The following is a 20,249-nucleotide window of genomic DNA, read 5'->3' as shown; positions in this document are numbered from 1 at the left end:
AAGGTTAAGTAATGGAAAACAAAAGTAAAAAAATAAAAGACACAGAAATAAAGAAACTGATCAGTAGTCTGAAAAGCAATAATGGTTTGGAAAGACAAAAAGCGCGTGAAGAATTAGTTAAGATAGGAAAAGACTCAATAGATTATTTGGCAGAGTTTGTCTCTTATCCCAAACATATCTATCGTTGGGAAGCTGTAAAAACATTGGCGGAGATAGGAGACGCGATTGCTATACCGCTGTTAATTCAGGCTTTAGAAGATGACGTAGTAGGTATCCGCTGGATAGCTGCAGAAGGACTTATTAAACTTGGCAAACAATCAATTAAACCGCTTCTTGAAACACTAACAAAGAAATCAGACTCCGTTTTTATTTTAGAAGGTGTTCATCATGTTTTTTATGATTTGCGTGATAAAGATGAACTCCCAGCCGGATTTCCGATAGAAAAATTATTATCTGCACTTAAAAATTCTGAATGGGCAGCGGGTGCAATACCATTAGTTATCGAGTTGTTAAGAAAATATTAATTAAGAGTAAGAAAGTTATATTGATTTAAAGTCTGATGAAGAACACTCTTTAACAGAGTCAGAAAGAAACAATGTTATTCTTCTATCAGTGCAGATAAAATTATTACTCTCTTATTATCATATTATCATCAATAAAATCTATCGGCAGCAGCGGCATCGGTATTCCATTATACTGCAATCGAAATTTCAGATCTCTAATAAACTGATCTTCGCTTACTTTTTGTTTAATTCTAAAAATATCAGGCAACAAAGAGCTAAGATCAAACCAGCCAGGTTCTGGTAATTGGATAATTTCATATTCTTTGTTTAATAATCCTGATTTTTGTAAGGCTATTTTAATTGCAGTATCAAGCCCGCCAAGGACATCAACAAGACCATTATTTAATCCATCACTGCCGGACCATACTCTTCCTTGTGCTATTTGTTCAATTTCATTAAATGATTTGTTTCTGCCTAAAGCAACTTTATCAACAAAACCTTTATACATTGTTTTGATAACAGTTTCAGATAATTTTAGTTCATCATCAGAAAAATCACGGTCGGGTAATGATATGCCAATCAAAGGAAGTACAGCACCAAAACCAAGATCAGCAAACTTTCCTTTTTTAACAAAGTCTGTAGATAACCCAATATTCTGTTTAAGAGTTTTATTGAAAATAAAAGAACCGATAACGCCAATTGAACCAGTTATTGTATTTGGGGCTGCAACAATTGTATCTGCATACATAGAAAGCCAATAACCGCCGGATGCTGCAACATAACCCTGCGAAACAATGATTGGCTTCTTTCCTTTCCCCTTTCTTAAAACCTCAGCAATAAGATCAGCCGCAAGTGCATCACCGCCCGGTGAATCTACGCGAAGAACGATCGCTTTAACATTATTACTATTTATTGCATCTTCAACATATTTAACAAGAGACCAAGCCTTAATTCCATCGTCCATACTTGTTCCGCCAATAGCATAAATTAACGCAACTTTAGGTTTTGGACCCCAATAATCATCCGGTAATACAAATTCATCAAGTGAACCGGCATTGATAAGACTTTTATTTTCTTTTTCATATTTATTAATAATCTCAGAAATATCGCTCCAGCGTGCAAGTGTATCGGCAAGTTTATATTTTATTGCATCATCAGGTAAAAATATACCGTTGCTATCAACAAGTTCGTTAAAATAAGAAGTAGAAAACTTTCTTGCTTCACAAATATCCCGTTGAGCCAAGCTAAAATTATCATCAACAAGCTTCTGCCTTTGCTCGCGGTCAGCATCGCTAAAATCTTCGCGTGAAAAACTTTCTACAGCGGACTTATACTTAAAATATCTGAGTTCATGGAATCCAAGTCCAAGTAAATCAAGTGTGCCTTTAAAAAAGGTTCTGCCCATCAGGTATCCTTCTAAAGAAATAGTTCCCATCGGATCAAGAATAATCTTATCAGCAACAGAAGCAAAATGATATAATTCAATTCCTGCACGATCAACATACACATAAACTTTTTTACCGTAATATTTAATCTCTTTTAATTTTTCGCGCAACTCCCAAAGCATTTCCTTGTTGATGTTTGCACCTGACAAGTTAATAGCAATACCTGAAACCGAGTTATCCTTAATCACGGCATCAAGCTGTTCAATTATATTGAATAAAGTATTAGAGTTATCAAAAAATTTAAATTTCTGATATTTTAGTCCTCCTGCCAGATTAATTTCAACAAAAGAATTATCACTTTTAAATACATTCAGAAGATTTCTGTCTCTTGCACCGAGTCTGATTCCATAAGTATTGTAAGAGTGCTTTGCATCGTTGTTAAAATGAGTTATTGTTGATATACCTAATGCTCCAAAACCAAGCTGAACTCCAACATTAAAAGCTTTAGCTTCAAAGTAACGCCCGATAATTCTAAGCCCATCAACCGGTTCAAAAATTGCACCTGCACTCCAATTAACATTTTCAGGAATAGTATCCTGAGTAAAGAGATAATCTCCAAACAAAGTAAGATTGTAATTACCAAACGGTCTTAATCCTACTCCAATAATTCCTTCCCGCTCATTATTTGCCGGAAGATTTCCGATTAAGCTGAATGATAAAAAGTTTACAGGTCTGTATATTGTCCCGATTGTCAGAACATTGGATCTGTCAAAATGAATTATATCGCCGGAAGACCAGCCATAACCCAAACCAAAACTAAAAGACGAAGAACCGAAAGCAGTAGAAATTTTGTAATCTGTTATTGAATAACCACTTTCTTTTCTATCAACCATACTAAAACCAAAATATGGCATAGAAGCAAACAAGCTGTAATTATTGAAATCATTAAAATCTGCATTAAGATCATTCCAGGTAAAAAGTAAGTTCGGTTGTTCTGTAAAGGATAGTATTGCAGGATTACTGTACCCTCCCAAGCTGAACAGGATAGTTCCCGGAGTTGCAAATTCCATATCATTCTGTGAATAATAAGATGGAAATCTAATCTGAGCCTGATTAAATGCGGCTGTTAATATAAAGATTGTAATATAAACGACTTTTCTAAACATATTTTTACCTTAATACATTTTGAAAATTGAATATGACAAATTAAGAAATAATGAACAATAAATGATTGAGACTAATTAAAAATTAGATTAGTCATTCCACTGCAAAATAATCTGATTATAAATAATACTTTTTATTTATTTTTGTTCGGTTAACAAAAATAGTTTTATGATTGAAATAAATGATTTACAAAAAAGCTTTGGAAGCAAAAAAGTTTTACAAGGCGTTAATCTTTCAATTGAAGCCGGTGAAACAATTGTTATTATCGGCAGAAGCGGCTGCGGGAAAAGCGTTTTAATAAAACACATTGTAGGATTATTAGAGCCGGATTATGGGTTTGTAAAAGTTGAGGGTAAAATTGTATCTGATCTTTCTCAAATAGAATTGTACGAGCTTAGAAAAAATTTCGGATTTCTTTTCCAGGGCTCTGCTCTTTTTGATTCAATGACAGTATTTGAAAATGTTTCCCTGCCGCTTGTTGAGTCCAAAAACGGATATACAAAGAATGATATTTTAAAAATTGTAAATGAAAAATTAGAGCTTGTCGGTTTAACCGGTATTCTTAATTTAAAACCATCAGAACTTTCAGGCGGTATGAAAAAAAGAGTTGCATTGGCTCGTGCATTAGTAACAAACCCAAACTATATTTTATATGATGAACCTACTACCGGGCTTGATCCTATAATGTCAGACTCAATAGATCATTTAATTAAAGACCTTGCTGATAAATTGAAGGTTACTTCTATTGTTGTAACTCACGATATGTACAGCGTTAAAAATGTTGCAAAAAAAGTTGCAATGATGCACGAAGGAGTTATTTATTTTACCGGCACACCTGAGGAATTGGTTAATTCTTCTGATAAAGTGATCGAAGATTTTATAAGAAGAACCGAAATTTAATAAATCTGGATCCCCTATGATCTTATTTTATTAACTACTTTATTGCCCATCTGAAAAACCCAACATTTGCAAATACTGATTCAGATTTGATTATTTCAATTAACTATCTAAAGAATACCGCATTTTTTTCCCTTTTCAAAATCATACAATTTAGGGCTCATTAATAATTTGTAAATGTCAAATATTTTTTTACTTTCGCTTTAAATAACTATCATTTTTTACAAGGAGCTGAAAATGGAATCAATTAGAGAGATTTTAAAAGGACGTGAAATTTTTACAGTCCAGTCTGATTCATCCGTAAAAGAAACTGTAAGCAAGCTGGCTAACAGAGGTGTTGGACTTGTTCCTGTTATGAAAGATGATATGCTAGTTGGTGTTTTTTCAGAACGGGATTTAGTTAAAAGGGTTATAGCCAAAGAAAAAGATTTAAACACAACCCTGGTTAGTGATGTAATGAGCACTAATCTTATTGTGGCAAAAATTGATGAATCAACCGAAGCAGTTCTTGCAAAAATGAAAGAGGCAAAGATCAGACACATTCTGATAATCGATAACGAGAAGCTTGCCGGAGTGCTTTCTGTTCGTGATCTTCTTGAAATTGATCTTCATCATTGCAGAACAACTGTTGAGGTGCTGCATAATTACATTTATTCAAAATAAGAATATCTTTTCAGCTAATTGTCAAAGGTTAGGCAAACCCGCGGCTTAAGGTTAAAAGTACTTTAAATAGTCTTTACTCATATTCATCCCAACTCTTAACCGGAAGAGTTTGGAGTGTATAGTTCTTTAATGCTTTAACAAATCTTTTAGCTATCTGAATATTTGTAAAAAGCGGAATATTAAGGTCAACTGCTTTTCGTCTGATAATATAATCGCTATCCAGTTCAACTTTTTCAGTTGTTTTCGGAATGTTAATAACTAAATCAATCTTACCATTTGCCATATAACTTAATATACTGGGTTCCTGATTATCAAGCGGACGAAACAGCACTTTAATATCTATACTACCATTTTCTTTATAGAAATCGGAAGTGCCTTTTGTACCGTAAAACTCTAATCCCATTGTTTGTAAGGCTTTTAGCTCATCAATAAGTTCAGCTTTATTTTTAGGAGTACCAGTAGAAAGCAACACTCCTTTCGTTGGAACTTTTTGTCCGATTGCAAAAAGACTTTTTAAAAATGCCTCGTTAAAATCATCTCCAAGACAAGCAACTTCTCCTGTTGACGACATTTCTACACCTGTAACCGGATCAGAGCCTTTTAATCTTGTAAAAGAAAATTGTGAAGCTTTAACCCCGACATAATCAAGATCAAATGAGGATTTATCAATGTGCGGTACTTTTTCACCAAGCATTAATCTTGTTGCAATTTCTATAAAATTAATTTTCAGCGTTTTTGAAACAAAAGGAAAACTTCTTGATGCCCGGAGATTACATTCTATAACCTTTACCTTATTATCTTTTGCAATATACTGAATATTAAAAGGCCCGGTTATTTTTAATGCTCTGGCAATTTTCTTTGTAATTATTTTTACTTTACGCATTGTTTCAAGATAGGTACGTTGCGGCGGCAGAACAAGAGTTGCATCACCTGAATGAACACCGGCGTTTTCAACGTGTTCTGATATTGCATAACAAAACAGCTCGCCTCCATTTGCAACAGCATCAACTTCAATCTCTCGCGCATCGGTAATAAACTTACTAATAACAACCGGATGTTCTGTGTTTAATTCAGTTGCTTTCTTCAGATAAAATTCAAGTTCGTCTTCTGTAAGCACAATACTCATTGCAGCACCGCTAAGCACATAACTTGGTCTGATTAAGACAGGATATCCAACTTTTTCAGCAAAAGTTTTTGCATCATCCAGCTTTGTAACTTCTTTCCATTCAGGCTGATCAACTTCAATTTCATCAAGTATTTTTGAAAACTTATGTCTGCTTTCTGCATTATCAATTTGCTCTGGAGATGTGCCTATGATTTTTATTCCTGCATTATGCAGTTTTACTGAAAGATTATTGGGAACCTGACCTCCCATAGAAACAATTATTCCATTTGGATTTTCTTTATCATAAATATCAAGGACTCTTTCAAATGTTAGTTGTTCAAAATAAAGCTTATCACAAATATCATAATCGGTGCTTACAGTTTCGGGATTACAGTTAATCATTATGGATTTAAAACCGCTTTTATTTACCTGATTAACAGCATTAACACAACACCAGTCAAACTCAACAGATGAACCAATCCGATAAGCCCCGCTGCCCAAAACAACAATCTGATCTTTTTCTCCAAGATGAATATCATCTTCAACTCCGTGATAAGTTAAATAAAGATAATTTGTTTGTGCAGGAAACTCTGCCGCCATTGTATCTATCTGTTTTACAACAGGGATAACATTTAATGATTTTCGATATGACCTGACTTCAAGCTCTTTTGTATTTGTTGCTTGTGAAATTTGAATATCAGAAAATCCGGTTTGTTTTAGTTCTTTCATTAAACCAAAATCAATTGATGTAATATCATTACCAGCAATTTCCTCTTGCAGGTCAACAATATTTTTCATCTTATACAAAAACCATTTTGTAATCTTTGTAAGCTCGTGAATTCTATCAACAGAATATCCTTGTTGTAAAGCCTGAGCAATTGCAAAAATTCTTTTATCCGAGGGCTCGGATAATTCTTTATCGAGATCGTTAAAACTAATATTATTACCAACAAATCCATTCATACCAACATCAAGCATACGAATTGCTTTTTGTAAAACTTCTTCAAAGCTTCTTCCTAAAGACATTACTTCGCCGACTGATTTCATTTCAGAGCCAAGCAATGTGCTTACTTGCTGAAATTTTTGTAAATCCCAGCGTGGAAATTTTAACGCTACATAATCAAGAGTAGGTTCAAAGTTGGCTGAGGTCTCTTGAGTAATAATGTTTGCAACTTCATTCAGTGCATAATCAAGTGCAAGTTTTGTTGCAATAAAGGCAAGAGGATAACCTGTAGCTTTTGATGCGAGTGCCGAGCTTCGGCTCAATCGGGCATTAACTTCTATTATTCTGTAATCTTCCGAGTTTGGATTAAGTGCATATTGTATATTGCACTCGCCGATAATCCCAAGATGACGTATTAGTTTTATACCAATTGAGCGAAGTTTAAAATTTTCTTTTGCTGAAAGCGTTTGAACCGGTGCGATAACAACACTATCTCCGGTATGTATCCCCATCGGATCAATATTTTCCATTGAGCAGATAGTAATGCAATTATCATACTTATCCCGAACAATTTCATACTCAATTTCTTTCCAGCCATATAATGATTCTTCGATCAATATCTGATTTGTAAAAGAGAATGCTCTTTTTGCTTTTTCAATCAGCTCTTCTTTATCGTTCACAATCCCAGAACCTAATCCGCCAAGAGCATAAGCAATACGAACCATTACAGGGAAACCAATTTCTTCTGCAGCTTTTACAGCATCATCAACGCTTATAGCTGTTTTACTTCGTGCTACTTTTAATCCAACTTCCGAAACTCGTTCAGCAAACAGCAATCTGTCTTCAGTATCTTTAATTGTATCAACCGGAGTTCCAAGAACTTTGATGTTGTATTTTTCTAAAATTCCTTTGTCATATAAATCAACACCAACATTAAGTGCCGTTTGTCCGCCAAATTGTAATAAGATAGAATCGGGCTGTTCTTTAATAATTATCTTTTCAACAAAATCGGTTTTAATCGGAACAAAGTAAACTTTATCAGCAAAATTTTCTGAAGTTTGAATTGTTGCAATATTCGGATTAACCAGAACTGTTGTTATTCCATCTTCTTTAAGAGCCTTAATTGCCTGTGAGCCTGAATAATCAAACTCGCCCGCCTGGCCGATTTGTAAGGCGCCGCTGCCAAGTATTAAAACTTTTTTAGGTTTTCCTTTTTTGATCATAGATCTTTCTTTCTAAGTGTAAGTCTGTTTCTTTTCATTCAATCCCACTGTGATAATCCTTAAATATAAAAACACTGCAATACGCAGAAAGCCGCTGAGCGGGTTTATTTTAATGCTCTGACGAACATATCAAAAATAAATTCGCTGTCATCTGGTCCTGGAGAAGCTTCCGGATGAAACTGAGATGCAAAAAAAGGTTTTGAAATATGAATTATTCCTTCATTGGTTCCATCGTTATCGTTGATAAACCATTCACGCCAGTCTTCAGTTAAAGTTTTCGAATCAACTGCATAACCATGATTTTGCGAAGTGATGTAGCATCGCTTTGTACCAAGTTCATTACAGGGTTGATTATGACCGCGATGACCATATTTTAATTTGTATGTATTTGCACCTGCGGCAAGTGCAAGAATCTGAGAACCAAGGCAGATTCCAAGAATTGGCTTACCAAGTTCCATAGCTTTTTTAGCATTAGCAATTGTAACTTTATTGAGTTTTGGATCACCTGGACCGTTTGAAATTACAATTCCATTTGAATCAGTTTTAGTAAAATCATAATCATAAGGAACGCGAATTACTGTAATATTTCTTCCAAGAAAAGCTCTGATTATATTGTTCTTTGTTCCGCAATCAACGAGAATAATTTTTTGTTTGCCGGCTTTATATTCAACGACTTCTTTAACACTAACTTCGCTTACAAGGTTTGTTTGATTCGGATCCTGAAATTCAATTTTACTTTTTTCATCAATTACAATTTTACCAAGCATTGTTCCTTTATCTCTTAACCTTCTTGTAAGCATTCTTGTATCAATTCCATAAATACCCGGAATTTTCTCTTCAATCATCCAATCGGATAAAGATTTCTCTGCACTCCAATGCGAATGATTAAAAGAATATTCTGAAACTATTACAGCACGGCATTGGATAATATCAGATTCAAAATTCTTTAATAACCCATATTCTTTTTCTTTGGGCGGAACTCCGTAATTTCCAATCATTGGAAAAGTAAAAACCAGGATTTGTCCTCTATACGACGGATCAGTCATTGTTTCAGGATAACCAACCATTCCGGTATTAAAAACAACTTCTCCGTTGGTATTTGCTTCATATCCAAAACTAAATCCGTAAAATTCACTTCCATCTTCAAGTATCAGTTTTGCTTTTGTTTTTTGTTTAGCCATAATTCTATTAAATATTTTCAATTACAATTCATAATTCCTGATAATAAAAACTCAATTTAAAAAAATAGCCACTCCTAAAGCGGCTAATCTTCAATTTCCAACAGCTAGTATTAAATAGTTTTTGAGCAAAGGCATCGTTATTTTTGTCTGTAAATATATAATAATCTTTTAAGAATTTAATAAAGAAAAATAATTTCATAGAGAATTATTGGCGGCATTTTGGGTCTTATTAATCAAACTAAAATATTCTTTCTGACAATCTTAATATTTCTCTTCATCTCATCTGCAACAGTTTTCACTCAGTCAGAAATTGATTCATTGAAGACTCTTTTATCCACTGCAAAAGGAAAAGAGAAGATAAAGCTATTAATAGAAGCCGGATATTTTTTATCATCTGAGAATCCTAATGAAGCACTTCAATATCTTGATAAAGCGATTGAACTTGCAAAAGAATCTGATGAAGAGTGGAGTCTTGCCGATGCATATTTTAACAAAGGTGTAGCATTATGGCATCTTGGCAAAATAGCAGAGTCTGACATACAATATGAATTAGCAATACCAATTTATGAAGAACTTAAAGATTCATTGAGTTTGATTAGAGTTTTTAATTCGCAGGCAATAAATCAGAATCTGAAAGGTAATGTTGAACAAACATTTAAGATTTTCTTTTACTCGCTCGATTATGCAAAAAAGGTCGGCGATAATGAAACAATAGTTAATACCCTTCTTAATATTGGTGTTACTTATGATAATAACGGCGATCTTGACAACAGTTTAAAATATTATCTTGAGGCTTTAGAAACAGTTAATGAAAATAACAAAGCCGTAATAGCTTTACTTCAAAGTTATATTGCAGAGGTGTATTTAACATTAAAAAACCATGTAAAGGCTGAGGAGTATCTTAAAAAAGCTCTTGAAAATTCCAAAGCTTCCAATGACACAAAAAGTTTAATATGGGTATACTCCAGCTTGGGAAAAATTGAACTTGAAAAGCAAAACAATAATCAAGCTGAAAAATATTTTAAGGAATCTTTGCTGCTCGCTGAAAAAACCGATTTTAAACTTGAGATAATCCATTCACTTACTGACCTTGGACATTTCTACTTAACAACCAATAAGCTTGATCAATCTGAAGAATACTTTAAGTCCGCATTGAAATTTTCTGAGGAACTAAATTCGCTAACTGATCTAAGTGTAATCTATGGCAGATTATCATCTTTATACGCAAAGAAAAGAAACTATAAAGACGCTTTTGAATATCATCAAAAGTATAAAACAATCAGTGATAGTTTATTTACCATATCTAACACTAAGATGATAGCTGATATAAAAACAAAAAATGAGTTGAAAAAAGTTGAGAGTGAATCAGAGATATTGAAAGTTGAAAATGAACTGCAAAAGAAAATTATAGATTTTCAAAGAATAATTGCATTGATCATTTCTTTGTTTACTGTGGCATCAATTATTTTTATCTGGGTGCTTTTAAGAAACAGAAATAATATTCTTAAAACCAGAAACGAATTATTCATAAAACACGAAGAAGTTAATATTCAAAGAAAGCAAATCAGTCAAAAGAATGATGAGCTTGCAAACTTAAACGCAACAAAAGATAAGTTCTTCTCAATAATTGCACACGATTTAAGAAATCCCATTGCAGCTTTTGTTAACATTTCAGATTTGCTGGAACACGATTTTGACAGATTAAGCAACTCAGATAAAAAAGAAATTGTCAGCCAGATGAATGTTTCATCAAAGAATCTTATAGTACTACTTGAAAATCTTTTGACATGGGCAAGGCTATCTAATCAAAAGATCGAAATGTATCCGGAAGAGCTTATTTTATCAGATGTAATTGAATCAGCAATAACTCCATATCTGCAATCTGCACAAAACAAAAAGATAAAAATAGTTACTAACCTTTCTAGCGAAATAGTTGTTAACTCAGATAAATTTATGATACAAACTATTATCGGCAATCTGATAAATAATGCAATCAAGTTTTCAAATTCATTGAGTGAAATAATTATTTCTGTAAAAGATAATAATGACCATTACACCCTTTCGATTAAAGACCATGGTATCGGAATTGACGAATCCCAGTTAAGAAATATTTTTTTACTTGGCGAAATGCAGACCGGCAGGGGAACTATGGGCGAAGCCGGAACTGGTTTAGGACTGGTACTTGTAAAAGATCTGATTGATATACTTAAATGGAATATTGAAGTTAAAAGTAAAATTAATAAAGGAACAGAGTTTTTAATAACAATTCCGGTATCTAAGGGCTTCTGATAGTAAATTTTTCGATTAAATATCAATTGATATTGATAATCCAATTTCAGATTTTTGCATATAAATCAAAAAAACGGAATCATCTGCTGTTTTGAGCAACAGTTTTACAACAATCAATTACAATATACCCAACCTTTTAATCGTGGTCTTCACTTTTAAATTAAATCAATCATATTATTATGCCGATAAAAAAAACTCCTAAAACAAAAAAAGAACCAAAAACTTTTGTCCTTGATACAAATGTAATTTTGCACGATGCAGAATCAATAAATATGTTTCAGGAAAATAATGTAATCGTACCTCTAACTGTAATAGAAGAACTTGATCAATTTAAACGCGGAAGTCAGGTTATCAATCTGAATGCCCGTCAGTTTGCACGAACTCTTGATTCAATAACCGGATCGGCTTTGTTTAATGGCGGCATTTCGATGGGCAAAGGGCGAGGAAAACTGCGTATTGCTATCTCTAAAGGAATTTCACCAGCTATACGCGATGTTTTCATTGATGATACACCGGATCATCGTGTTTTAAGTGTTGCATACGAATGGCAGAATAGATTAAAAAACAAATCTCAGGTTATACTTGTTACAAAAGACGTAAACCTCAGGATGAAAGCAAAGGCTCTTGGGATAATTGCCGAAGATTATACGACTGACAGAGTAAAAAGTATCGAAGAACTCTACAGCGGAAAAGCTATAATTGAAAATTTTGATGACGATGTTCTTTTAAATTTGTTTCATCCGCCGTATGAAGTAAACTCCAATAAACTTTTAAAGAAACTAAACGGCGAAGCATTTCCTAACAAATATTTCATTCTAAAAAATCAGTTCAGATCAGTATTGGCTCATTTAAACTCAACCCGGGAAAAACTGATTAAGATTGATAAAACTACTGTATATGGAATAACCCCAAGAAATGCCGAACAAACATTTGCAGTTGATGCTTTGATAAATCCGGAAATAAGACTTGTTTCCCTTACAGGTAAAGCCGGCACAGGTAAAACATTACTTGCATTAGCTGCCGCACTTTATGTTAAAAAAAGTTACCGGCAGATTTTTATTGCCCGTCCAATAGTTCCTTTAAGCAACAAAGATATTGGATTTTTGCCGGGAGATGTTGAAAGCAAACTTGCACCTTATATGCAGCCTTTATGGGATAATTTAAAAGTTATTCAGGATCAGTTTCCTGAACACGATAAACAACATACCGCAATTGATACTATGGTTAAAGATCAAAAGCTGGTAATAGAACCGTTATCTTACATTAGAGGCAGAAGCCTGCAAAGAATTTTCTTTATTGTTGATGAAGCACAAAATCTTACTCCGCATGAAATTAAAACAATTATCACACGTGCTGGTGAAGGATCAAAAATTGTTTTTACGGGCGATGTTTATCAAATTGATCATCCATACCTTGATGGACAATCGAATGGACTTTCGTATCTTATTGATAGATTTAAAGGACAAAAATTATATGCTCACATTAATCTTGAAAAAGGTGAGCGTTCTGAATTAGCTGAATTAGCAAGTAATCTTTTATAAAGGAATATTATGAAAAAAATAAAATTTGTTTTAGCCGGACTTATTACAATTACATTATTCAGCGGCTGTTTGCAGGTTGATACCAAAGTAAATCTTAATCAGGATGGAAGCGGAACAATTGAAGAAACTGTTTTGATGAAAACTGAATTTATTAACATGATGAAAGAATTTATTGCAGCTTTTGACTCCGCTAAAACAGAAGAGTTTAATATGTTTAATGAAGACATATTAAAAGAAAGAGTCTCTGATTTTGGAGAAGATGTTAAATATGTTTCGGGCGAAAAATTTTCAATTCCGGGTTATGAAGGTTTTAAAGCCCTTTATTCATTTACAGACATTAATAAAATCAAACTAAACCCAAGTCCCGAAGACAAGATTCCTTTCGGAGAAAATACTGCAGAATCTGAAGATACAACTACAGATAATGATTTTATAAAATTTAAATTTTCAAAAGGAAATCCCGCTGTATTAGAAGTTGATTTTCCGAAGCCACAACATAAAAGCAGCGATGATGTAGAAGATACTTCTGAATATGAAGATTCAACCTTTAATAATCAGGAGCTTGAAAAATTAACCGGTATGTTTGATGGACTGAAGATTTCTACTTTTATTAACTTTAATAATAATATTAATGAAACTGATGCTTCCTTTGTTGAAGGTAATACCATAACATTGCTTGAGGTAGATTTTTCTGAATTAATAAAAAACAAAGAAGTAATGAAAAACCTGCAAAAGAAAAAACCTGAATCAATGGAAGAGTTCAAAGAAATTGTCGGAGACACTAAAGGTATTAAAGTAGAATTTAAAGATAAAATTACTGTTAAATTTTAATCAAAAAAGGAGATGATATGAATAAACTAATTTTATTTCTGATAATGATAACTTCTTTTTCTGCTTTTTCACAAACAGAAAAATTAGGAAGAGAAATTACTCTTAAAGACAAAACCAGTATTTCAAAAATATTGGCAAACCCTGAGGAGTTTATTGACAAAACAGTTCTGGTAGAAGGCGAAATTCTTGATGTTTGCTCAATGGCTGGGTGTTGGATGGAATTAAAAAGTGATGCTGAAAATCAGAAAATCAAAATAAAAGTTAAAGACGGAGATATTGTATTTCCGGTTGAAGCGAAGGGAAAAACTGCAGTTGTAGAAGGAACTGTTTATAAAATAAATCTCACAAAGGAAGAAGCGTTAGAGTATTATGAGCACGTAGCAGCAGAACAAGGCGTTACTTTTGATCCATCAACGGTTACAGGACCAGTAACAATTTATCAGATTAAAGGTCTTGGAGCTGAGATTAATTGACAAATAACTTTAATTGATAATTAAGGGCTCTGATGAGCCCTTTCTTATTTCTGCACAATTCGTTTTAACCTTTATATTCTCTTGAGTAAATTTGATTAAAAAGATTATAAAAGTTTATGCAAGTTTATACTTACTCGTGGTTTTGGAAGCTTATTTACCGGTACGCAAATCTTGTTGTGTCTGTTTTACTTGTTTTCTACTTAGTATCATTGGCAATTAATCTTGATAATAATTTATTATTGCTGCTTCCATTTATAATTTCATTATTTCTGCTTTACTACATAAACAAAAATTATTTTATTTTTTATAAACTGGTACCATACAAAATAGAAGCTGATGAGCAGAAGATGATCTGTTCTGAGTTTATCTTCAGAAGAAAAACAATAACTATTTATTTCAAAGATATTGAATCTTTAACCGGAGGTATTTTTGATGCCAGATACAGAGGTTTAATGAAAGTTTGCGATGGGAAAAATAAAATTTGTATCGGATTTTTTGACAGGATGATAAATTCCAATAAACTGATTACAATAATTCTGAGCACAGTTGATAAAAAAATCTATGATGATGTGATTGGTAAATTAGAAGCAGTAAAGGTCAAACGGAGTAAAAAAGTAAAATGAAAGTTGCTGTTCTGCTTTCAGGTGGAGTTGATAGTTCTGTTGCTCTTCGTATTTTGAAAGATGAAGGATACGATGTAACTGCTTTTTATCTTAAGATTTGGCTGCAGGATGAGTTTTCGTTTCTTGGTGATTGCCCCTGGGAAGAGGATCTTGAATTTGCCCGGGCAGTCTGTAAACAAGCTGATACACAGCTTGAAATTATCAATATGCAAAACGAGTATTGGGATTCTGTGGTCTCTTACACAATTTCTGAAATCAAAGAAGGAAGAACACCCAACCCCGATATGTTCTGCAATAGATTAATTAAGTTCGGACAGTTTCTTAACAAAATTGATAATTCATTTGAAAAGGTTGCATCAGGGCATTATGCTAAAGCCGAAAAAGTGAACAATCAGTATTTATTAAAAACTTCACCCGATCCGGTAAAAGATCAAACTTATTTTCTTGCATACTTAACTCAAAACCAGTTAAGCAGGGCAATGTTCCCTGTCGGCTCTTTTACTAAAAGAGAAATAAGAGCATTAGCAGAAAAATATGATCTGCCAAATATGAAGCGGAAAGACAGTCAGGGAATCTGTTTTTTGGGAAAAATTAAGTTCACTGATTTTATCAAACATCATCTTGGAGAAATTGAAGGAGATATCATTGATATTGACAACGGTAAAGTAATGGGCAAACATAAAGGATATTACTTTTATACAATCGGTCAGCGCTCGGGTTTAAGATTAGGTGGCGGTCCTTGGTTTGTTGTTAGGAAAGATGTTCAGAATAATATCATTTATATTTCGCGGGAAAATTTAACTGAGCGTGCTCGAAAAACTTTTTCGGTTGGAAAATTTAACTGGATAATAAATGATACTCCACCTAACAATGGATTAAGAGTAAAAATAAGACACGGTGAAAAATCTTATCAATGCAGCCTTGAAGTAAATAATGACAAAGGATTTGTTACTCTGGAAAAAGAAGATCTTGGCATTGCCGCCGGTCAGTTTGCTGTTTTTTACAAAGATGATATTTGTATAGGCGGAAGCATTATTCTTGAATAGTGATTAATGAATTAATTGAACTGTCAGAAAATCTTTCCTTAGAAATCTTCAATAAATGATCACACTTACAGCAGATGTAAGCATATCTAATCCCAATTACTGAATCCATTTTTGCTATCCATATTTCTGAGATTGATTTATTACAAACAGGACAGACAATTTTTAAAGATATTTGCTCAATTTCTTTTTTCATTTCAATATCGGTATTAATAAATAAGACGTTCAGAAAGGAGAAAAAGTTACTAAAACAAAAAAAATTTTCTATTCGAAAATGTAAAAGCCTTTTTTATTCAGCTCTGTTTTATTAGAAAGAATAAATTTTAATATGTTCTCAACAGGAATAACTTTAGCAATTCCATATCGTATTGATTTATGTTTTTTTACAAACAAATCGCCTTTATATGGAACCACAGGATTATAAACAGAATGGCTGTTTAATTTTTGAGGATAAACAAGACTTTCTTCTTCCTCAGGAACCCACTGAACTATTCCAATTAACTCGAAGTTTGGAACACCATCACGAATAGCCAGTACAGGTCCTCCGCTAAATCCAGGATTAATTACTGCATCAACAAAAAATGAACCGTCACCTTCTTTTTTAGGATAGCTGGCAATTGCCTTAGTAATAATCTTATAATTAATCGGATATCCGAGCAAATAAACAAAAGTTCCCCACTCAACTTCTTTTGCATTTCCAAAAGGATAGTTAAAAACCGGATAGAAAACTTTTTGCTGTGCTCCATAACTTTTACCAATTAATGCAAGATCAGTCTCATCATCTATCGCGAGAATGTCTAGCTGGCTTCCTTCAGGAAAACCTGCAACATAAATAACCTGTTTTTCTTTAATAAGAATCGACTCGAGATATTGTGAATAGCTGCCGTTATCCTGTAATCGAAAAGAATAAACTGTATCTTTAAATGTAAGTGTATGAGCACAAGTGAGTAAAGCAACATTGCCGTTTGAAGAGTAAAGAACAACAGCGGTTCCGGCAGCAGAATTATCGGCAATTAATTCCCTTTCCGCCTTTTGAGAAAGTTTAATGCTCTTTAGATCTTCAACCGTGATATTTTCTTCCTGATGAAAAATATAAATTTTGTAGAAAGCAGTAGTGTTAATTCGTTGTATCGTTTCGCTTATTTTTTTTAATTCTTCAGAGGTAGATTTGTACGGAAACTCACTATCATATTTTCCATCAATAAGTGTCGGATAGATAGTCTCATAGGAAACTGTTGAACATCCGGCAGAAATCAGAAATAATATGCATATAAAGATTTTATAAAATTTCTTTTTCATATATTTCAAAACTTCACAATTCCACAATTCCATTATTTCATTAAACCTTTACCCTTCGTGTTTAACCTTGAATCCTTTCATCATCCATTTACGGGCTAATAATAATCCAATAGTGCTAACCATTGCAATACAGCCGTATATAAACCACATAGTTTCTGTATTCATTTGTTCCGGCGGTATGCCATCCGGTGCGTATGTCATCAAGAACCAGCCTGAATACAAACTGGTTACAACTTTAGTTAAGAACCAGGGAAATTGACCGATTCCCATATAAATACCGGTCATTCCTTTAGGTGCAATTTCTGCAACCCATTGTAAAAATCTTGGCTGCCACATTGCTTCTCCGATTGTCATCAAAATCAAAAAGGCAAAAACATTAAAAATTGTTGGACCTAACGTAAGAATGAATGTTGGAAATGCCATTACAAATGTTCCCAAGATCATCATTTTATAAGTATCGCGTTTTACTGTTAATGCTGCAACCATCGGAGTAAGAATGAAAATTAATAAGGGATTGAAGTTGGTAAAGAATTCAAAATTATCAGATACAACTCCTGTAAACGCCCGTTTATAATATACTGGGAGTGTTAACCAATTATGTGCAAATAATGTTTGAACAGGAATAAGTATAAAAATGAAATACATAAATCTTGCATCTTTAATCGGAAAATTCTTAAGATAAAAAAGAATTTTCTCTTTGGAAGATTTCTCTTCTTCTTCTTTTTTATCTGCTTCTATTTTTTCTTTGGTTTCAACACTTACTTCAAGAATTGTTTTTTCAATGGTCTTTTTAGTTAAAATTACTGCAACAATAATAATTCCCAAAACAGTTAGTCCAACATACACCCACATAACAGCAAGCATTCCTTCCCTATCGTTCTGAAAAGATTGTCTGATTGGCGGGGCAATAATTCCCGGAAGAAATCCGCCAAGATTCATGATTGCATATAACATTGCATAACCCATCGCAGCAGTTTTTTCGTTAGTAAACTGTTTAACTGCTGCATAACATGCCGGCTGATAAATTCCATAACCGAGTATAATTCCTAACAAACCAAGCATTGCTATCAGATGCGCTGATGACCATAATCCGGTATTGGAAGTAATATCGGGTACAAGTGTAAGGAATACTCTTCCAATTAACATAAAACCCAAAGAGTACAGAAGTGATTTTCTTACACCGATCCAATCTACTGTTGCGCCAAGGAATAACATTGCAAGTGTAATACCAGCTGTTTGAAATCCAACCATTTGTCCGGCTCTGATATCATCCAGTTTAATAAAATCTGTAAAGTAGATAACCAGATACCCAACCACACCAAAGTAAGTTATTCCTTCTAAAAGATAGGATAGATTAATTCCCCACAATGCTCTTGAAGCTTTAAATAAATCCTTAAATGGCTGAGTTAACTCTCTAATTATGCTTTTTGCCGTTGCAGTTTCTGTTGTTTGTTGTGCAGTTTGATTTTCAGACATATAAATCCCGGATAAAAGTATTTTAATTATTTAGTAAGCGGCAATGAAATTATAAATGTTGAACCAACATTTATTGTGCTAGTAAATTTTATAGAGCCGTCGTTTTTTCCTAAAAGTTCTTTAGCAAGCAGTAATCCAAAGCCGGTTCCTTTTTCACAGTTAGTACCTTCAGTTGAAAACTGTCTATCAATCTTAAATAATCTCTCCTGATCTTCAATCGCAATACCAACAGCATTATCTTCTACATATACCTCTGCAGTATTATCATTAATTCTGCATCCAACTTTTATTGTTCCGCCAATATTGCTGTATTTAATTGCATTTGAAATAACATTTCTTATTGCAGCTTCAATCATATTTCTATCTGCAAAAAGATTTATTTCACAATCGGTTTCTTTAATAATGTTTATTTGCTTTTCAGAAATTGGGCTAGAGTAAACATCAAGAATGTAATTTATGATAGTGCTTAAACTAAAATCTGTTTTCTCCATCAGGAAATTACCTGTCTGTAGCCGCGACCACTCAAGCAAGTTTGTAAGCAGGTTAAATAAATGATTTGCCGTGCGGTTAAGACTCTTTGCGGAATCTTTTATTTCTTGTTCAGTAAGGTCTTCAATATTATTGGCAAGCAGCTCAGAAAATCCTAAAAGTGAATTAAACGGATTCCGAAGGTCGTGCGATATAATAGAAAAGAATTTATCTTTTGCCGAATTTCTTTGTTTAAGTTCTTCCGAATATTCTTTTAATTTTTCTTCTACAATTTTTCTCTCTGTAATGTCTGTAAGTGTTCCAACTATTTTTGATTTGCCGTTAGAATCTTTTGAAAGAGACCCGCTGGAAACAGCCCAGGCAATTTCGCCATTTTTTTTAATAACTCTATGTTCAATACAATATGAACCAATTTTGCCATGTAGTAAATCACTAAGAAGCTCTTTCTTTTTATTAAAATCTTCAATAGGCATTAAAGAGCCCCAGCCAAGCTCTTTAACTTCAGTTTTTGTATATCCAAATATTTTGATAAACTGTTCATCCGCATCAATTTCCAAAGTTATAGGATCAATTTCGTAAACTCCGGCATTAGCAGCTCTAATGACTAGCTCATATTTGTTCTTAATATCTGCAATCTCTTTATGGAACCTGTGATTGTTAATACCAAGCTCAATTGCTCTTGTAATGTTTTTAGAATCAAAAGGTTTAGAAAAGAATGCTGTTGGATTAATAAGTCTGGCTTGTTCATATATTTTTTCTTCAGGAGAATCGGAAAGAAAAATAATCGGCAGGTCATATATCTTTTTTATTCTGTCAGCAAGCTCAACTCTTGAATTATTATTTATAAGATTTATATCTAATACCAGAGCAGAAGGTGCTTTAGCAGAAATAGAATCAAATAATCTCTGATCAGGTTCAGCAGTTAATACTGTATATTTTTTTGTGGCTAACTCTTTTTCGAGAATTTTTAATAAATCAATATCAGTAATTGCAATCAGGACTATATCAGAATCCATAAAACTCAATAAAGTTAAAACTTAAAATTTTCAGTGGTTAATCTAATAAAATATCAATCAACCTGCTTTTAAGGTTTAATATATTTTTGAAAATTGTAATAACTT

The 20,249-nt window shown here is 33.2% G+C and carries 16 protein-coding genes; 9 read left to right on the top strand and 7 right to left on the bottom strand.

The window, feature by feature from the left end:
• The first annotated feature begins 11 nt into the window (after positions 1-11).
• Positions 12-524 (top strand): HEAT repeat domain-containing protein, encoded by a 513-nt coding sequence (locus ROY99_04800; GenBank protein MDT3695689.1) that lies wholly within the window; start codon positions 12-14, stop codon positions 522-524.
• 103 nt (positions 525-627) lie between these two features.
• On the opposite strand, the gene ROY99_04795 is transcribed toward ROY99_04800, so the two are convergent.
• Positions 628-3,054, bottom strand: a complete 2,427-nt coding sequence (locus ROY99_04795) for a S49 family peptidase (protein ID MDT3695688.1) — start codon at positions 3,052-3,054, stop codon at positions 628-630.
• Positions 3,055-3,220: 166 nt separating this feature from the next.
• Between ROY99_04795 and ROY99_04790 the strand changes: the two genes are divergently transcribed.
• Both ROY99_04790 and ROY99_04785 read left to right on the top strand, forming a co-directional pair.
• Positions 3,221-3,952 (top strand): ABC transporter ATP-binding protein, encoded by a 732-nt coding sequence (locus tag ROY99_04790; GenBank protein ID MDT3695687.1) that lies wholly within the window; start codon positions 3,221-3,223, stop codon positions 3,950-3,952.
• A gap of 234 nt (positions 3,953-4,186) precedes the next feature.
• On the top strand, positions 4,187-4,612 hold the full coding sequence (locus ROY99_04785; GenBank protein ID MDT3695686.1) for a CBS domain-containing protein: 426 nt from the start codon (positions 4,187-4,189) through the stop codon (positions 4,610-4,612).
• A 73-nt stretch (positions 4,613-4,685) separates the two neighbouring features.
• Here the strand turns inward: ROY99_04785 and carB are convergent, their stop codons facing one another.
• Positions 4,686-7,883 carry a carbamoyl-phosphate synthase (glutamine-hydrolyzing) large subunit gene (gene carB / locus ROY99_04780; GenBank protein MDT3695685.1) on the bottom strand — a complete coding sequence of 1,066 codons (3,198 nt, stop codon included), beginning with the start codon at positions 7,881-7,883 and terminating at the stop codon, positions 4,686-4,688.
• A 104-nt stretch (positions 7,884-7,987) separates the two neighbouring features.
• Positions 7,988-9,064 (bottom strand): glutamine-hydrolyzing carbamoyl-phosphate synthase small subunit, encoded by a 1,077-nt coding sequence (gene carA, locus ROY99_04775; protein ID MDT3695684.1) that lies wholly within the window; start codon positions 9,062-9,064, stop codon positions 7,988-7,990.
• Between the two features lie 318 nt (positions 9,065-9,382).
• Here carA and ROY99_04770 point away from each other — a divergent pair, with 318 nt between their 5' ends.
• From ROY99_04770 to mnmA, 6 genes are all read left to right on the top strand, one after another.
• Entirely contained in the window at positions 9,383-11,353 is a 1,971-nt protein-coding gene (locus tag ROY99_04770) for a tetratricopeptide repeat-containing sensor histidine kinase (protein ID MDT3695683.1), read from the top strand.
• Positions 11,354-11,532: 179 nt separating this feature from the next.
• Positions 11,533-12,894: a PhoH family protein gene (locus tag ROY99_04765; protein ID MDT3695682.1), complete on the top strand. Its 1,362-nt coding sequence runs from the start codon at positions 11,533-11,535 to the stop codon at positions 12,892-12,894.
• Between the two features lie 9 nt (positions 12,895-12,903).
• Positions 12,904-13,725, top strand: coding sequence for a hypothetical protein (locus ROY99_04760; protein ID MDT3695681.1), 822 nt, complete (start codon positions 12,904-12,906; stop codon positions 13,723-13,725).
• Positions 13,726-13,742: 17 nt separating this feature from the next.
• Positions 13,743-14,198, top strand: a complete 456-nt coding sequence (locus ROY99_04755; protein ID MDT3695680.1) for a DUF4920 domain-containing protein — start codon at positions 13,743-13,745, stop codon at positions 14,196-14,198.
• 116 nt (positions 14,199-14,314) lie between these two features.
• Positions 14,315-14,821 carry a hypothetical protein gene (locus ROY99_04750; GenBank protein MDT3695679.1) on the top strand — a complete coding sequence of 169 codons (507 nt, stop codon included), beginning with the start codon at positions 14,315-14,317 and terminating at the stop codon, positions 14,819-14,821.
• Positions 14,818-15,867: a tRNA 2-thiouridine(34) synthase MnmA gene (gene mnmA, locus ROY99_04745; protein ID MDT3695678.1), complete on the top strand. Its 1,050-nt coding sequence runs from the start codon at positions 14,818-14,820 to the stop codon at positions 15,865-15,867. The genes ROY99_04750 and mnmA overlap by 4 nt, the downstream gene beginning before the upstream one ends.
• Here mnmA and ROY99_04740 read toward each other — a convergent pair.
• The 4 genes from ROY99_04740 to ROY99_04725 form a co-directional block, all read right to left on the bottom strand.
• A complete protein-coding gene (locus ROY99_04740; GenBank protein ID MDT3695677.1) occupies positions 15,854-16,060 on the bottom strand; it encodes a hypothetical protein in 207 nt (68 codons plus the stop codon). The genes mnmA and ROY99_04740 overlap by 14 nt on opposite strands.
• Positions 16,061-16,128: 68 nt before the next feature.
• Positions 16,129-17,163, bottom strand: a complete 1,035-nt coding sequence (locus tag ROY99_04735) for a serine protease (GenBank protein ID MDT3695676.1) — start codon at positions 17,161-17,163, stop codon at positions 16,129-16,131.
• A 48-nt stretch (positions 17,164-17,211) separates the two neighbouring features.
• Entirely contained in the window at positions 17,212-18,639 is a 1,428-nt protein-coding gene (locus tag ROY99_04730) for an MFS transporter (GenBank protein MDT3695675.1), read from the bottom strand.
• A 26-nt stretch (positions 18,640-18,665) separates the two neighbouring features.
• The gene (locus ROY99_04725; GenBank protein MDT3695674.1) at positions 18,666-20,144 is read right to left on the bottom strand and encodes an ATP-binding protein; all 1,479 of its coding nucleotides are present in this window, start codon (positions 20,142-20,144) and stop codon (positions 18,666-18,668) included.
• Between the last annotated feature and the right edge of the window lie 105 nt (positions 20,145-20,249).

The organism is Ignavibacterium sp. (assembly GCA_032027145.1).
GTDB lineage: Bacteria > Bacteroidota > Ignavibacteria > Ignavibacteriales > Ignavibacteriaceae > IGN3.
Note: the sequence above shows the minus strand (reverse complement) of the source record. Positions and strands in the feature narration are given on the sequence as shown.

What these genes read in the sequence shown, in the direction of transcription:
- ROY99_04800 (MDT3695689.1), top strand. Translation starts at nt 12, where the DNA reads ATGGAAAACAAAAGTAAAAAAATAAAAGACACAGAAATAAAGAAACTG.
- ROY99_04795 (MDT3695688.1), bottom strand. Translation starts at nt 3,054, where the DNA reads ATGTTTAGAAAAGTCGTTTATATTACAATCTTTATATTAACAGCCGCA.
- ROY99_04790 (MDT3695687.1), top strand. Translation starts at nt 3,221, where the DNA reads ATGATTGAAATAAATGATTTACAAAAAAGCTTTGGAAGCAAAAAAGTT.
- ROY99_04785 (MDT3695686.1), top strand. Translation starts at nt 4,187, where the DNA reads ATGGAATCAATTAGAGAGATTTTAAAAGGACGTGAAATTTTTACAGTC.
- carB (MDT3695685.1), bottom strand. Translation starts at nt 7,883, where the DNA reads ATGATCAAAAAAGGAAAACCTAAAAAAGTTTTAATACTTGGCAGCGGC.
- carA (MDT3695684.1), bottom strand. Translation starts at nt 9,064, where the DNA reads ATGGCTAAACAAAAAACAAAAGCAAAACTGATACTTGAAGATGGAAGT.
- ROY99_04765 (MDT3695682.1), top strand. Translation starts at nt 11,533, where the DNA reads ATGCCGATAAAAAAAACTCCTAAAACAAAAAAAGAACCAAAAACTTTT.
- ROY99_04760 (MDT3695681.1), top strand. Translation starts at nt 12,904, where the DNA reads ATGAAAAAAATAAAATTTGTTTTAGCCGGACTTATTACAATTACATTA.
- ROY99_04755 (MDT3695680.1), top strand. Translation starts at nt 13,743, where the DNA reads ATGAATAAACTAATTTTATTTCTGATAATGATAACTTCTTTTTCTGCT.
- ROY99_04750 (MDT3695679.1), top strand. Translation starts at nt 14,315, where the DNA reads ATGCAAGTTTATACTTACTCGTGGTTTTGGAAGCTTATTTACCGGTAC.
- mnmA (MDT3695678.1), top strand. Translation starts at nt 14,818, where the DNA reads ATGAAAGTTGCTGTTCTGCTTTCAGGTGGAGTTGATAGTTCTGTTGCT.
- ROY99_04740 (MDT3695677.1), bottom strand. Translation starts at nt 16,060, where the DNA reads ATGAAAAAAGAAATTGAGCAAATATCTTTAAAAATTGTCTGTCCTGTT.
- ROY99_04735 (MDT3695676.1), bottom strand. Translation starts at nt 17,163, where the DNA reads ATGAAAAAGAAATTTTATAAAATCTTTATATGCATATTATTTCTGATT.
- ROY99_04730 (MDT3695675.1), bottom strand. Translation starts at nt 18,639, where the DNA reads ATGTCTGAAAATCAAACTGCACAACAAACAACAGAAACTGCAACGGCA.
- ROY99_04725 (MDT3695674.1), bottom strand. Translation starts at nt 20,144, where the DNA reads ATGGATTCTGATATAGTCCTGATTGCAATTACTGATATTGATTTATTA.